Raw genomic sequence first — 13,022 nt, 5'->3', positions numbered from 1 at the left:
CGCGCGCGGCTCAGGCGCCCGGACGGACCGTCAGCTCGGTGAGGTCCGCGTCGCGGGGCAGGTCGAGGGCTGCCAGGATCGCGGACGCGACGGAGGCCGGGTCGATCCACTGCGACGCGTCGTAGTCGGCGCCCTCCTGCTGGTGCACCTTCTCCTGCATCGGCGTCGCCGTGCGGCCCGGGTACACCGTCGTCACGCGCACGCCGTTGGCCCGCTCCTCCTCGCGGAGCGCGTCGGCGACCGCACGCAGCGCGAACTTGCTGGCACCGTACGAACCCCACTCGGGGCTCACGCGCAGGCCGGCCCCGGAGTTCACGAACACGACGCGTCCGCGGGCGGTGCGCAGGGCGGGGAGCATCAGGCGGGTGAGCTCCGCCGGCGCGACGGCGTTGACGTTGAGCTGGTGCTGCCACGTCGCGACCGGCGTCTCGCCGACCGCGCCGAGCTCCACGACACCTGCCACGTGGACGAGCGCATCGAGCCGGGGCGGCACGGTCTGATGGCTGAACGCCCACGACAGGCGCGCCGGGTCCGCGAGGTCGCCGACGAGCGTCTGCGCACCGGGGAAGCGCTCTCGCAGCTGCGCGGCGCGGCCGGCATCCCGCACGAGCAGCCAGAGCTCGTCGCCGCGCGCGGCGAGCATCTCGGTCAGGGCCGCGCCGATGCCCGAGCCCGCGCCGGTGACGAGGTGCGTCGCCACGTCAGGCCTCCTCGCCGCGACCGGCCGCGGGGTCCTGCCCGGGCGCCAGGGTGATCACGGGCAGCGGGTCGGGACGCTTCGCGGTGACGTTGTCGCCGGACGACTGGTGACGCACGCGCCGCAGCACCCAGGGCACGAAGTACTCGCGCGCCCAGACCATGTCGACGGCCCGGGCTTGGCGCCACGTGCGGACCGGGAGCGGGTCCGGCTGCATCGGCTGGAGGTCGTTCGGCACGTTGAGCGCGCGCAGCACCATGCGGGCGACCTCGTGGTGCCCGAGGGCGTTGTAGTGCAGGCGGTCGTCGTCGAAGAAGCGCATGTCCTGCACCTCTTTGAGCGCCCACTGGTCGGCGACGATGCAGTCGTAGCGCTCGGCGATCGCGCGGATGTTCTCGTTGTAGATCGCGACCTTGCCGCGGATGCCGCGGAAGACCGGGGTGAACGCCGTGTCGATGCCCGTGAAGACCACGACGGTCGCGCCGTCGCGTGAGAGGCGCACGACGGCGTCCTCGAAGAGCTGAGCGACGTGGTCGGGGTCGCCGTTGGGGCGGATGACGTCGTTGCCGCCCGCCGAGAAGGTCACGAGATCCGGCTTCAGGGCGATGGCCGGCGCCACCTGCTCCTCGACGATCTGGCCGATCAGGCGCCCGCGGATCGCCAGGTTCGCGTAGGCGAAGTCGTCGACCTGCTCCGAGAGCACTTCCGCGACACGGTCGGCCCAGCCACGGAACCCGTTCGGGGCCGACGGCTCGGGGTCGCCCACCCCCTCCGTGAACGAGTCGCCGATCGCGACGTAGCGTCGCCACGGGTGCGGCTCGGCGTTCGCGACGTAGGGGCTGCGGGGATCTTCGCTCGTGGACATCCGTGTCATCCGTTCTCGGCTCGTGACCGACAGTCAGGCTATCGCGGCAGGGGGACATCCACGGATGCTGCGGCCCCACGACTCGTCGACCCTCGATGTCGTCCGGGTCGTCTATCGTGGTGACTCGTTGTCTACGGGGGAGGTGTGATCGGTGACGGACGAAACGACGATCGAATCACCGCCCGCCCTCCCCGGGAAACTCCTCACCGAGTCCCTCGCCGACCGCCGCCTCAGCACCGGCCCCCACGGCGCCGATCCGCACATCGGCAGCTTCGCCGCCGAGCACCTGTCGCCCACCTACCCGCAGCGCGCGCCGTGGGGCACCGCGCAGCGTCTGCGCGCGTGGCAGGCCGAGGCGCTCGATCTCTATTTCGGACTGGACGGCCCGGACGGCCCCGGCGGCGGACCCCGCGACTTCCTCGCCGCGGCGACCCCTGGCGCCGGCAAGACGACGTTCGCCCTCCGCCTCGCGAGCGAGCTGCTGCGGCGCCGCGTCGTCAACCGCATCGTCGTCGTCGCCCCGACGGAGCACCTGAAGACGCAGTGGGCCGACGCCGCCGCCCGCGTGGGCATCCGTCTCGACCCGGCGTTCAGCAACAGGCACTTCGCGCCCGCACGGCAGTACCACGGCGTCGCCGTGACGTACGCGCAGGTCGCGGTCAAGGCATCCGTCCATCAGCGGCTGACGATGGACGCGCGCACGCTCGTGATCCTCGACGAGGTGCACCACGGCGGCGACGCACTCAGCTGGGGCGACGCGCTGCGCGAGGCGTACGCGCGGGCGACCCGCCGGCTGCTCCTGAGCGGAACGCCGTTCCGCAGTGACACGGCTCCCATCCCGTTCGTCGAGTACCACCCCGATGCGAAGGGCATCCGCGTCTCGCGCACCGACTACGCCTACGGCTACCGCCGCGCGCTCGAGGACGGCGTCGTGCGTCCGGTGCTCTTCATGGTCTATGCGGGCCAGATGCGCTGGCGCACGAAGACCGGCGAGGAGATGGAGGCGCAGCTCGGCCAGGACAACACGAAGGACATCACGTCGCAGGCGTGGCGCACCGCGCTCGATCCCGAAGGCGACTGGATCCCCGCCGTGCTGCGGTCGGCCGACCGGCGGCTCACCGAGGTGCGAGAGCACGTTCCGGATGCCGGCGGCCTGGTGATCGCGACGGATCAGACCGCCGCGCGCGCCTACGCCGCGATCCTGCAGGACATCAGCGGCGAGGCACCGACCGTCGTCCTGTCGGACGAGGCCGAGGCGTCCGGCCGCATCGAGGAGTTCTCGAAGTCGACCACCCGGTGGATGGTCGCGGTGCGCATGGTGTCGGAGGGCGTCGACGTGCCGCGGCTCGCCGTCGGCGTGTACGCGACGAGCGCGTCGACCCCGCTGTTCTTCGCACAGGCCATCGGACGCTTCGTGCGCGCGCGGCGTCGCGGCGAGACCGCGAGCGTGTTCCTGCCGAACGTGCCTCAGCTGCTCGCGCTCGCGAACGAGATGGAGCGCCAGCGCGACCATGCTCTGGACCGCGACTCCGACGGCGAGGACGAGTGGAACGCCGAAGAAGACCTCATGGACGCGGCGGAGCGCGAGGACAAGGCGTCCGACGCGCTCGAGGAGGAGTTCACGTACCAGGCGCTGGGCTCGCTCGCGCACTTCGACCGCGTGCTCTTCGATGGCAAGGAGTTCGGCCAGCTCGCGGTGCCCGGCACCCCCGAGGAGGAGGAGTTCCTCGGTATCCCGGGTCTGCTCGAGCCCGACCAGGTGCACGATGTGCTCATGTCGCGGGTGTCGCGGCAGTCGCGTCACCGGAGCGCGCGCGAGGCGCAGGAGGCCACGGTGCCCGAGGAGGAGCCCGCGCTGCCGCAGGCGCTGCACCGGACGCTCAAGGAGCAGCGCCAGCTGCTCAACAGCCTCGTCGGCCTCTACGCCCGCCAGACGGGCGAGGCCCACGGCCTCGTGCACGCCGAGCTGCGCCGCATCTGCGGCGGCCCGGCCGTGTCGCATGCCACCGTGACGCAGCTGCAGTCGCGCATCGACGTGCTTCGCAAGCGCGTCCGCTCCTGACGGGCGCGGGGACGTTCGGATCCCCGAAATGCTGGCAATCCCCGGTTCCGGGGCAGCCGTGCCCGCAGCGGTGACTAGCGTTGACGGGTCCCGCACCCCGACTGGAGGCTTGAGTGAGCACGCCCGCCGCACCGACCGACCGCGATCGACGCCGCTGGGCGCAGTACCTCGTGAATGAGCGCGCGGAGGCGCATGTCTACCGCGAGCTCGCCGGACGACGCTCGGGGGAGGAGCGCGAGATCCTCCTGGCCCTCGCCGAGGCCGAGGGGCGTCACGAGGCCCACTGGCTGCTGCTGCTCGGCAGCGAACCGGCGCGACCGCCCCGAGCCGATGTGCGCACGCGCATGCTCGGCTGGATGGCCAGGCGGTTCGGGTCGATCTTCGTGCTCGCCCTCGCCCAGAACGCCGAGGCTCGCTCGCCCTATGACGACGAGCCGTTCGCGACCCCGACGATGGCAGCCGACGAGCGGATCCACCACGAGGTCGTGCGCGGGCTCGCCGCCCGCGGCCGCCGTCGCCTGTCGGGCACGTTCCGCGCCGCCGTCTTCGGTGCCAACGACGGGCTCGTCTCGAACCTCGCGCTCGTCATGGGCATCGGCGCCACCGGCGTCTCCAGCCAGTTCGTGCTCTTCAGCGGCATCGCCGGTCTCCTCGCGGGCGCGCTGTCGATGGGCGCGGGGGAGTTCGTGTCGGTCCGCTCGCAGCGGGAGCTCCTCGCGGCCACGGAGCCGAGCGACTACGCCGACGGCGCCATCCCGCACCTCGACATCGACGCCAACGAGCTGGCGCTCGTGTACCGCACCCGCGGGATGCCGGAGGCCGAGGCATCCGCGCGCGCCCGCCGCGTCGTCGAAGCCGCCCACGCTCTCGGCCAGGGACGCGCCGACACCGGACCGATCTCCGTCGCCGATCACGAGGAGGTGGTGGGAAGCGCCTGGTCCGCCGCGCTGTCGAGCTTCCTGTTCTTCGCGTCCGGTGCGATCATCCCGGTCCTGCCGTGGATCTTCGGCCTGTCGGGCCTCACCGCGGTCGTGGTGGCCCTCGTGCTGGTCGGGATCGCGCTGATGTCGACAGGTGCCGCTGTAGGCCTGTTGTCGGGCTCCCCGCCGCTGCGCCGCGCGCTGCGCCAGCTCGGCATCGGCTTCGGCGCCGCCGCCGTCACCTACGTCCTGGGCCTGCTGTTCGGCGTCTCGTTGGGATGACGCGCCCGGGCGTCGCGCGATTCGTTGAACCTCCGGTGACGTGGTAATGTCATTCCTCGGTTGCGAAACCGAAAACCACCTGCGCGGGTGGCGGAATAGGTAGACGCGCTAGCTTGAGGTGCTAGTGCCCGTATAGGGCGTGGGGGTTCAAGTCCCCCCTCGCGCACAGTAGGTCGAAGGCCCCCGAAAGGGGGCCTTCGTCGTTGCGAGGCCTCGCGGGTCGACCACGGCATTCGGAAACGGACGGGAAACCAGTGACGGCTAGGTTGGAACGCGTGCCCTCATCCGATGCCGAACTCCCCGAAGTCGCCGCACTCGCGCGGGATCTCATCCGCTTCGACACGACGAACCACGGCGGCGGCCGCGCCGCCGGAGAGCGGGAGGCCGCGGAGTACGTCGGCGCCTACCTCGAGACGCTCGGCCTGAAGGCCGAGTTCTACGAGCCCGTCCCGCGCCGCACCAACGTGATGGCGAGGGTTCCCGGCCGTGACAGCGACAAGCCCGCGCTCGTGCTGCACGGCCACCTCGACGTGGTTCCGGCGATCGCCGAGGACTGGAGCGTCGATCCGTTCGCGGGCGTCGTGAAGAACGGGATGCTGTGGGGCCGCGGCGCCGTCGACATGAAGAACATGGACGCCATGATCCTCACCTCGGTCGCCGATGTCCTGCGATCGGGCGAGCAGCCCGAGCGCGACCTCGTGCTGGCGTTCTTCGCCGACGAGGAGAACGGCGGTGTCGAGGGCTCGGCGCTCGTGGTTCGCGACCGCCCGGAATGGTTCACCGGCGCCACCGAGGCGATCAGCGAGGTCGGCGGCTACTCCATTCCCCTCGGCGACCGCCATGCGTATCTCCTCCAGGTGGGGGAGAAGGCGCTCATCTGGATCCGCCTCGTCGCACGCGGCCGCGCCGCGCACGGATCCAAGCTGCACGACGACAACGCCGTGACGCGGCTCGCCGAGGCAGTCGCGGCGCTCGGTCGCACCGCGTGGCCCGTGACCCTCACCGACACGTCGCGCGAGATGAGCGAGCGGCTCGCCGAGCTCACCGGCCGGGACGCGGGCGACCCCGACGCCGTCGCGGCAGCCACGGGCGCAGCATCCGGATTCCTCCGCTCGACGCTGCGCACCACCACCAACCCGACCGGTCTCGTGGCCGGCTACAAGCACAACGTCATCCCCGACCGGGCCGAGGCTCTCATCGACGTGCGGGCCCTCCCCGGCACCGAGGAGGCGGCCCTCGCCGACATCCGGCGCATCGTCGGCGACGGCGTCGAGGTCGAGGTCGTCCATCAGGACATCGGTCTCGAGGTCCCGTTCTCGGGCGACCTCGTCGACGCGATGGTGGCCGCCCTCGGCCGCCACGACCCGGGCGCGCCCGTCGTGCCGTACCTCATGGGCGGCGGCACCGACAACAAGGCGCTGGCCTCCCTCGGCATCGCCGGGTACGGCTTCGCGCCGCTGCGCCTGCCGTCCGACCTCGACTTCACCGGCATGTTCCATGGCGTCGACGAGCGCGTCCCGATCGACGCCCTCGTGTTCGGCCAGGCCGTCCTCACAGATCTGCTCCGCACCTACTGAGAACCGAACGGATGCGAGCTCCCCGCCGCATCCGTCATGGCAACGGCTGAAAGGCGCCCATGCTTCTCGAAGCGATCATCCTCGGCTTCGTCCAGGGACTGACCGAATTCCTCCCCATCTCGTCGAGTGCGCACCTGCGCATCCTCGGCGAATTCCTGCCCTCCGCCGAGGACCCGGGCGCGGCCTTCACCGCGATCACCCAGATCGGCACGGAGGCGGCCGTCGTGGTGTTCTTCTGGCGTGACATCGTGCGCATCATCGGGCACTGGTTCCGGGCGCTGTTCGGCCGCATCCCGCGCAACGACCCCGACGCGAAGCTCGGCTGGCTGATCATCGTCGGCTCGATCCCCATCGTGGTGCTCGGCCTGCTGTTCCAGGACCAGATCGAGACGGTGCTGCGGTCGCTCTGGATCACCGCGGGCATGCTGATCTTCTTCGGCGTGCTGCTCGGCATCGCCGACCACGTCGGCGCGAAGAAGCGCAAGCTGCAGGACATCACCATCGGCCACGGCGTGATCTACGGCTTGGCGCAGTCGCTCGCGCTGATCCCGGGCGTGTCGCGCTCGGGCGGGACGATCACCGCCGGCCTCTTCATGGGCTATGAGCGGGCCGCCGCTGCGCGCTACGCCTTCCTGCTCGCGATCCCCGCCGTTTTCGGAAGCGGCTTCTTCCAGCTGTTCAAGAGCCTCGACGAGCCCGGCATGTTCACGCTCGGCGAGACCGCGGTGGCCACCGCAGTCGCGTTCATCGTCGCGCTCGGGGTGATCGCGTTCTTCATGAACTGGATCTCCAAGCACAGCTTCCTGCCGTTCGTGGTCTACCGCGTGGCGGTCGGCTCACTGCTGCTGGTGCTGCTGAGCATGGGCGTGATAAACCCCTGACGCGGGGACGGATGCCGCTCAGCGGCGCGGGTCGTCGCGGCCGGGCTTGCTCGGCCCGTCGCCCGGCTTGCCGTCGGTGCGGCGCAGGTACCGCTCGAACTCCTGGGCGATCGCGTCGCCCGAGGCCTCGGGGGAGTCCCACGTGTCGCGGGTTCGCTCGAGCTGGTGGATGTACTCGGTCATCTCCTCGTCGTCGGCCGCGGCCGCGTCGATGGACGCCTCCCACGCCGCGGCCTCCGTCGCGAGGTCGCCGCGGGGCACGGGGGCGCCGGTGAGGTCTTCGAGTCTGTCGAGGAGCGCCAGCGTGGCCTTGGGCGAGGGCGTGTGGCCGGCGACGTAGTGCGGCACGCTCGCCCACAGGCTCGCCGTCGGGATACCCGCGCGCTCCGCCGCGTCGCCGAGGACGCTGAGGATGCCGACCGGGCCCTCGTAGGTGCTGCGCTCGAGCTCGAGCGCAGTGCGCAGGTTCTCGTTGTCGCTGCCGGAGAAGACCGAGATGGGCCGCGTGTGCGGCACGTCCGACATCATCGAGCCGATGGCGACGAACCCGGTGATGTCCTCGCGCAGGGCCACATCGATGAACTCCGACGAGAACGCCTGCCACGCGCGAGCCGGCTCGACGCCGGTGAGCAGCCACAGCTGCGTCCCGCGCGTCGCCTGCGCGGGGCGCAGGAGCGTCGCCTCGGGCCAGCGGAGGGTGCGGCTTCCGTCGCCGTCGGCGGCGATGTGCGGACGCGTGTACTGGTAGTCGAAGTACAGCTCGGGATCGACCGAGAACACCGTCTCGTACGAGCCGCCGTCGCGCAGCTGGGTGATGGCGGACGACGCGGCTTCGCCCGCATCGTTCCAACCGTCGAACGCTGCGACGAGAACACGACGACCCAATCCGTCCACGGGACCCCTTTCGCCCTCATCCGCTGCGGGTTCCTTCCAGGATAGGCCCCCACCCCCGGGGAGGGCCGGAGAGCCCTCGGTAGGATTGCACGGTGAATGCGCCCCGACTCGCCGCCGTCCTGTGGGACATGGACGGCACCCTCGTCGACACCGAGCCGTACTGGATGGCGGCGGAGACGCCTCTCATCGAGAGCTTCGGGGGGACGTGGTCGCATGAGCAGGCGCTCGGATTGGTCGGCCTCGGGCTCGAGGACTCCGCCCGCATCCTGCAGGGCACGGGCGTGCGTATGAGCACCGACGCGATCATCGACCACCTCACCGAGGACGTCATGCGCCAGCTGTCCGCCACGGGCGTGCCGTTCCGCCCCGGCGCCCGTGAGCTGCTGGCGAGCCTGCGTGACGCCGGTGTCAAGACGGGACTCGTGACGATGTCGATGCGTCGTATGGCGCAGACCGTCGTGGACCTCATCGACTTCGACGCGTTCGACGTCGTCATCGCCGGCGACGACGCCACGCGCCCGAAGCCCTTTCCCGACCCTTATCTCCAGGCGTGCGAGGCGCTCGGAGTCACGCCCGACCAGACGGTCGCCATCGAGGACTCGCCCAACGGATTGCGCTCAGCCGTCGCGTCGGGCGCGTCGGTCATCGGCGTGCCGCTCATGGTGTCGCTCACTGGCGCCGGCGCCCACACGCTATGGCAGAGCCTCGAAGGGCGCACGGCCGCAGATGTCGTCGACTTCCACGCGGCGCACCGCGCCCGCGTCCACGCCACGCACCCCGCCGAGGAGACCGCCCGATGACCGACGACAACCTGGAGACCGCGGGCTCCCGTCCGAGCGGTCCGTTCCGCCTCGGCGACCGCGTCCAGCTCACCGGACCCAAGGGGCGCCTCCACACCATCACGCTCCGCGAGGGCGGTGAGCTGCACACGCACCACGGCGTGCTGCGCCACTCGCAGCTCGTCGGGCAGCCCGACGGGTCCGTCGTCGCCAACAGCGGCGGGCACGAGTACCTGGCGCTGCGGCCGCTGCTGCGCGACTTCGTGATGTCGATGCCGCGGGGTGCGGCGATCGTGTACCCGAAGGACGCGGCGCAGATCCTCGCCGAAGCCGACATCTTCCCCGGCGCCACGGTCGTCGAGGCCGGCGTGGGCTCGGGGGCGCTGTCGCTCTGGCTCCTGCGCGCGATCGGGGGCGAAGGGCGGCTCGTCTCCTTCGAGCGCCGTGACGACTTCGCCGCGGTCGCGCGGGCGAACGTGGAGACGTTCACCGGCCACGTTCCGGCGAACTGGGACGTGGTGGTGGGCGACCTCGCCGAGGAGCTGAACGACACGGTGGCCGAGGCATCCGTCGATCGTGTCGTGCTCGACATGCTCGCGCCCTGGGAGTGCATCGACGCCGTGGCCGAGGCGCTCACCCCCGGTGGTGTGGTGGTCTGCTATGTCGCGACGGCGACCCAGCTCAGCCGTGTCGCGGAGTACATCCGCGGGACCGGGCTGTTCACCGAGCCCGACGCGAACGAGACCATGGTGCGCGGCTGGCACGTCGAGGGCCTCGCCGTGCGCCCGGATCACCGCATGATCGCGCACACCGGGTTCCTCGTGTGGGCGCGCCGGCTGGCCCCCGGGGCCATCCCGCCCGAGGTGAAGCGCCGTGCATCCAAGTCGAGCTACGGCGACGAGGACGTGGAGCTGTGGACGCCGGGCGCCGTCGGCGACCGGCAGATCACCGACAAGAACCTGCGCAAGCGGGTGCGCGAGGCCGAGCGCGCCGCCGAGGGCGCGCGCCAGGCGGCGGGACGGTCCGACACGCCCGACGAGTCCGCCTAAACTAGCCCGGTGCGCAAGATCCCCGCTGCCCTGGTTGTCCTGGGACTGGTGACCGTCGGCCTGGCCGGATGCTCGCTGCCCGGCTCGTCCCTGTCCGACTGCTCGCGTCCCGAGGTATCGAACCCCGACGTGATGGACCTCATCACCGTCACCGGCGACACCGAGGACGAGCCCGAGGTCGACCTGTACACGCCGGTGAAGGCACCGCAGCTCGCCTACGAGGACGTCGTGACGGGTGACGGCACCGCCATCACGTCCGCGACCCAGTCTCTCGTGCTCGACGTCGCACTGTTCAGCGGCACGACCGGCGAGCTGCTCGCCGCGACGCCGTACGACGGCGACCTGTCACGGGTGGGCTCGGTCGCGCAGTTCGCCAACTTCCCCGGCTTCGAGGAGGCCCTGCACTGCGCCACCGAGGGATCCCGCGTCGCGGTCGCGCTGTCGCCCGACGACCTGGGCGACGGCGTCGCCGAGCAGGCCGGTCTCGATGACGGAGACGCGCTCGTCGCCGTCATCGACCTGCGCAAGGTGTACCTCGCGGCCGCCGACGGCCAGAACCAGTTCAACAGCGGCTTCGGGCTGCCCAGCGTCGTGCGCGCGCCCGACGGACGCCCCGGCCTCATCATCCCCGACGGTGCGGCCCCGAGCGATCTGACGATCCAGACGCTCAAGAAGGGCGACGGCGACGAGGTCACCGGCGAGCAGCCGGTGCGCGTCCACTACACCGGCGTGGTGTGGGGTGAAGACGAGCCCTTCGACTCGACGTGGGACGGCGAGCCCGCATCCCTCACGCTCGACGCCGTGGTCCCCGGCTTCGCGAAGGCGCTCGAAGGACAGACCGTCGGCTCGCAGGTGCTCGTCGTCGTGCCGCCCGCCGAGGGCTACGGCGACCAGGCGCAGGGCGGCATCCCGGCCGACTCGACCTTGGTCTTCGTCATCGACATCCTCGGCGTCGACGCGGTGCCGGCGGAGTAGCGCCGGGGTTCGACGACCTCGACACGGGCGGTCATAGGATAGGCGGGTGCCTGCCACTGCCGCCGCGAAGATCCCGCCCGAGGAGCGCCTGGTGAACCTCGTGGTGGCGCTCATCGCGACCGATCAGGGCCTCACGAAGGACACCATCCTGACCTCGGTCGCGGGCTACCGCGAGCAGAGCGAGGCGGGCGCGTCGAAGGACGCGCTCGAGAAGATGTTCGAGCGCGACAAGGAGTCGCTGCGCGGGCTGGGCGTTCCCATCGAGACGATCGGCGACTGGGCCGACCCCGACGACCTGCGCGAGGCGCGGTACCGCGTGCCGAGCGCCGAGTACGAGCTCCCGGAGGACATCGAGTTCACCCCCGCCGAGCTGGCGCTGCTCACCCTCGCCGGCGGTGTCTGGAGCGAGAGCTCCATGTCGGACGACGCCCGCAGCGGACTGCGCAAGATCCGCGCCCTGGGGGATCTCGTCGACGAGCCCATCATCGGCTTCTCGCCGCGCCTCAGCCTGCGCGATCCCGCGTTCCCGGCGCTGCAGCAGGCCATCGAGTCGAGCCGCGTGGTCACCTTCCCGTACCTCAAGCCGGGGGAGGCGGCACCTCGCACGCGGCGCGTGCAGCCGCTCGCCCTCGTCGAGTACGAGGGCCGGTGGCACGTGTTCGGCATCGACCTCGACGTCCAGGCCGACCGCACGTTCCTGCTCGCGCGCATCGTCGGTGCGGTCTCCATCACCCGCGCGTCTTTCGACGCGGCGCTGCGCGAGGGTGCGGGCGACCGCGCACTCGCGGGTCTCGACGACGTCGCTGCGCGCAATTCGGCGCTGCTGGAGGTGAACCCCGGCACCGAGGCGGCGCTGCGTCTCGCGCGGCGCGCCCAGCCCGCCGAGCAGGGGATCCGCGTGCCGTACGTCGACGCGCACATCTTCGCCGACGAGCTCGCCTCCTACGGTCCCGAGGTTCGGGTCGTCGAACCGGCGGACCTGCGCGACCGCGTCATCGACCGGCTCGCGGCGACCCGCGACCTCCACGGAGGGATCTCATGAGCGTCCGGCGCCAACTCGTGGCGACCGACCGCGCCGCCCTCATGCTCCAGCTCGTCCCGTACCTGATCGGCAAGGGCGAGGTGTCGCTGGCGGAGGCCGCCGACGAGTTCGACGTCTCACCCGAGCAGATGCGGTCGATGGTCGAGAAACTCACGGTGATCGGCCTGCCGGGCGACCGCGGCTACTGGCAGATGGCGAACGACCTGTTCGACATCGACTGGGACCTCCTCGACGAGCGCGACCTCATCGTCATCACGAACTCCGTCGGTCTGGAGCGCGCGCCCAAACTCACGGCACGCGAGGCGGCGGCGCTCCTGGCGGGCCTGCAGCTGGCGCGGTCGATCCCGGGCGTGGGCGACACCGCCGTGTACGCGGGGCTTCTCGCGAAGCTCGCGCGGGGCGCGTCGGGGATTCCCGCCGAGGTGATCCTCGCCACCGAGCCCGTCGACGCCGTGCGCGACCTCGTGTCCGACGCGCTGCGGCGAGGCGTCGCCGTGTCGTTCACGTACAAGGCGCCGGACGCCGCGCCCACGACGCGCACGGTCGACCCGGTGAAGGTGCACATCGCGAGCGGGCAGTGGTACCTGCAGGGCTGGTGCCATCTGCGCGAGGCGATGCGCACGTTCCACCTCGACCGCGTCAGCGACCTCGAGCTCACCGGCATCCCGAGCACGCACGCCGTCGACCAGGCACCGGACTGGTTCGACACCGACGCGGGCGAGGTGGTCGCGCGCATCCGATTCGCGGAGGATGTCGCGCCGCTGCTGGGGGACTACCTCGATCGCGCCACGCTCGAGACCGCCGACGGCGTCACCGTCGCGACCATGCGGGTCGCCGACGAGCTGAGCCTCCGCCGCCTCGCGGCGCGCCGCGGCGGACTCGTCGAGGTGCTCGAGCCTGCGGCCGCACGTCGCGCCGTCGCGGACTGGGCAGAAGCGGGCTTGGCGCAATACCGGTGAGGGCAGTTCTGGCCGCTCGCCGTCGGGTTACACTGGACGC

12 protein-coding genes and 1 tRNA gene are annotated in these 13,022 nt (G+C 71.4%); 10 read left to right on the top strand and 3 right to left on the bottom strand.

The annotated features are described in order from the left end of the window. Positions 1-10: 10 nt before the first annotated feature. Positions 11-700, bottom strand: coding sequence for an SDR family oxidoreductase (locus MRBLWH7_RS04925; protein WP_341999711.1), 690 nt, complete (start codon positions 698-700; stop codon positions 11-13). A gap of 1 nt (position 701) precedes the next feature. After that, on the bottom strand, positions 702-1,562 hold the full coding sequence (locus MRBLWH7_RS04920) for an SGNH/GDSL hydrolase family protein (RefSeq protein WP_341999709.1): 861 nt from the start codon (positions 1,560-1,562) through the stop codon (positions 702-704). Positions 1,563-1,824: 262 nt separating this feature from the next. On the opposite strand from MRBLWH7_RS04920, the gene MRBLWH7_RS04915 reads away from it, so the two are divergent. From MRBLWH7_RS04915 to MRBLWH7_RS04895, 5 genes are all read left to right on the top strand, one after another. Continuing rightward, positions 1,825-3,624 carry a DEAD/DEAH box helicase gene (locus tag MRBLWH7_RS04915; RefSeq protein WP_342001924.1) on the top strand — a complete coding sequence of 600 codons (1,800 nt, stop codon included), beginning with the start codon at positions 1,825-1,827 and terminating at the stop codon, positions 3,622-3,624. A gap of 113 nt (positions 3,625-3,737) precedes the next feature. Next, positions 3,738-4,826, top strand: coding sequence for a VIT1/CCC1 family protein (locus MRBLWH7_RS04910; RefSeq protein WP_341999707.1), 1,089 nt, complete (start codon positions 3,738-3,740; stop codon positions 4,824-4,826). Between the two features lie 81 nt (positions 4,827-4,907). Continuing rightward, positions 4,908-4,992: transfer RNA gene (locus MRBLWH7_RS04905), tRNA-Leu, on the top strand. A 109-nt stretch (positions 4,993-5,101) separates the two neighbouring features. Further along, a complete protein-coding gene (locus tag MRBLWH7_RS04900) occupies positions 5,102-6,403 on the top strand; it encodes a M20/M25/M40 family metallo-hydrolase (RefSeq protein ID WP_341999705.1) in 1,302 nt (433 codons plus the stop codon). Positions 6,404-6,462: 59 nt separating this feature from the next. Then, complete coding sequence (locus MRBLWH7_RS04895) at positions 6,463-7,284, top strand: undecaprenyl-diphosphate phosphatase (RefSeq protein ID WP_341999703.1); 822 nt, start codon at positions 6,463-6,465, stop codon at positions 7,282-7,284. 18 nt (positions 7,285-7,302) lie between these two features. Here MRBLWH7_RS04895 and MRBLWH7_RS04890 read toward each other — a convergent pair whose 3' ends face one another. Then, on the bottom strand, positions 7,303-8,178 hold the full coding sequence (locus MRBLWH7_RS04890; RefSeq protein ID WP_341999701.1) for a PAC2 family protein: 876 nt from the start codon (positions 8,176-8,178) through the stop codon (positions 7,303-7,305). A gap of 92 nt (positions 8,179-8,270) precedes the next feature. On the opposite strand from MRBLWH7_RS04890, the gene MRBLWH7_RS04885 reads away from it, so the two are divergent. From MRBLWH7_RS04885 to MRBLWH7_RS04865, 5 genes are read left to right on the top strand one after another with little or no spacing between them, the layout of a single operon-like run. Continuing rightward, positions 8,271-8,978, top strand: coding sequence for an HAD family phosphatase (locus MRBLWH7_RS04885; RefSeq protein ID WP_341999699.1), 708 nt, complete (start codon positions 8,271-8,273; stop codon positions 8,976-8,978). Next, on the top strand, positions 8,975-10,006 hold the full coding sequence (locus MRBLWH7_RS04880; RefSeq protein ID WP_341999696.1) for a tRNA (adenine-N1)-methyltransferase: 1,032 nt from the start codon (positions 8,975-8,977) through the stop codon (positions 10,004-10,006). The genes MRBLWH7_RS04885 and MRBLWH7_RS04880 overlap by 4 nt, the downstream gene beginning before the upstream one ends. 9 nt (positions 10,007-10,015) lie before the next feature. Further along, positions 10,016-10,981: an FKBP-type peptidyl-prolyl cis-trans isomerase gene (locus MRBLWH7_RS04875; protein WP_341999694.1), complete on the top strand. Its 966-nt coding sequence runs from the start codon at positions 10,016-10,018 to the stop codon at positions 10,979-10,981. A 46-nt stretch (positions 10,982-11,027) separates the two neighbouring features. Then, the gene (locus MRBLWH7_RS04870; RefSeq protein WP_341999692.1) at positions 11,028-12,023 is read left to right on the top strand and encodes a WYL domain-containing protein; all 996 of its coding nucleotides are present in this window, start codon (positions 11,028-11,030) and stop codon (positions 12,021-12,023) included. After that, on the top strand, positions 12,020-12,982 hold the full coding sequence (locus MRBLWH7_RS04865; RefSeq protein ID WP_341999690.1) for a WYL domain-containing protein: 963 nt from the start codon (positions 12,020-12,022) through the stop codon (positions 12,980-12,982). The genes MRBLWH7_RS04870 and MRBLWH7_RS04865 overlap by 4 nt, the downstream gene beginning before the upstream one ends. Positions 12,983-13,022 lie beyond the last annotated feature (40 nt).

This window comes from Microbacterium sp. LWH7-1.2 (genome assembly GCF_038397755.1).
Taxonomy (GTDB): Bacteria; Actinomycetota; Actinomycetes; order Actinomycetales; family Microbacteriaceae; genus Microbacterium.
The sequence above is the reverse complement of the archived record's forward strand: the minus strand, read 5'-3'. Positions and strand labels throughout refer to the sequence as shown.

Bases quoted from the DNA above. Each gene is read 5' to 3' on its own strand.
- MRBLWH7_RS04920 (WP_341999709.1), bottom strand. From the start codon at position 1,562: ATGTCCACGAGCGAAGATCCCCGCAGCCCCTACGTCGCGAACGCCGAG.
- MRBLWH7_RS04895 (WP_341999703.1), top strand. From the start codon at position 6,463: ATGCTTCTCGAAGCGATCATCCTCGGCTTCGTCCAGGGACTGACCGAA.
- MRBLWH7_RS04880 (WP_341999696.1), top strand. From the start codon at position 8,975: ATGACCGACGACAACCTGGAGACCGCGGGCTCCCGTCCGAGCGGTCCG.
- MRBLWH7_RS04865 (WP_341999690.1), top strand. From the start codon at position 12,020: ATGAGCGTCCGGCGCCAACTCGTGGCGACCGACCGCGCCGCCCTCATG.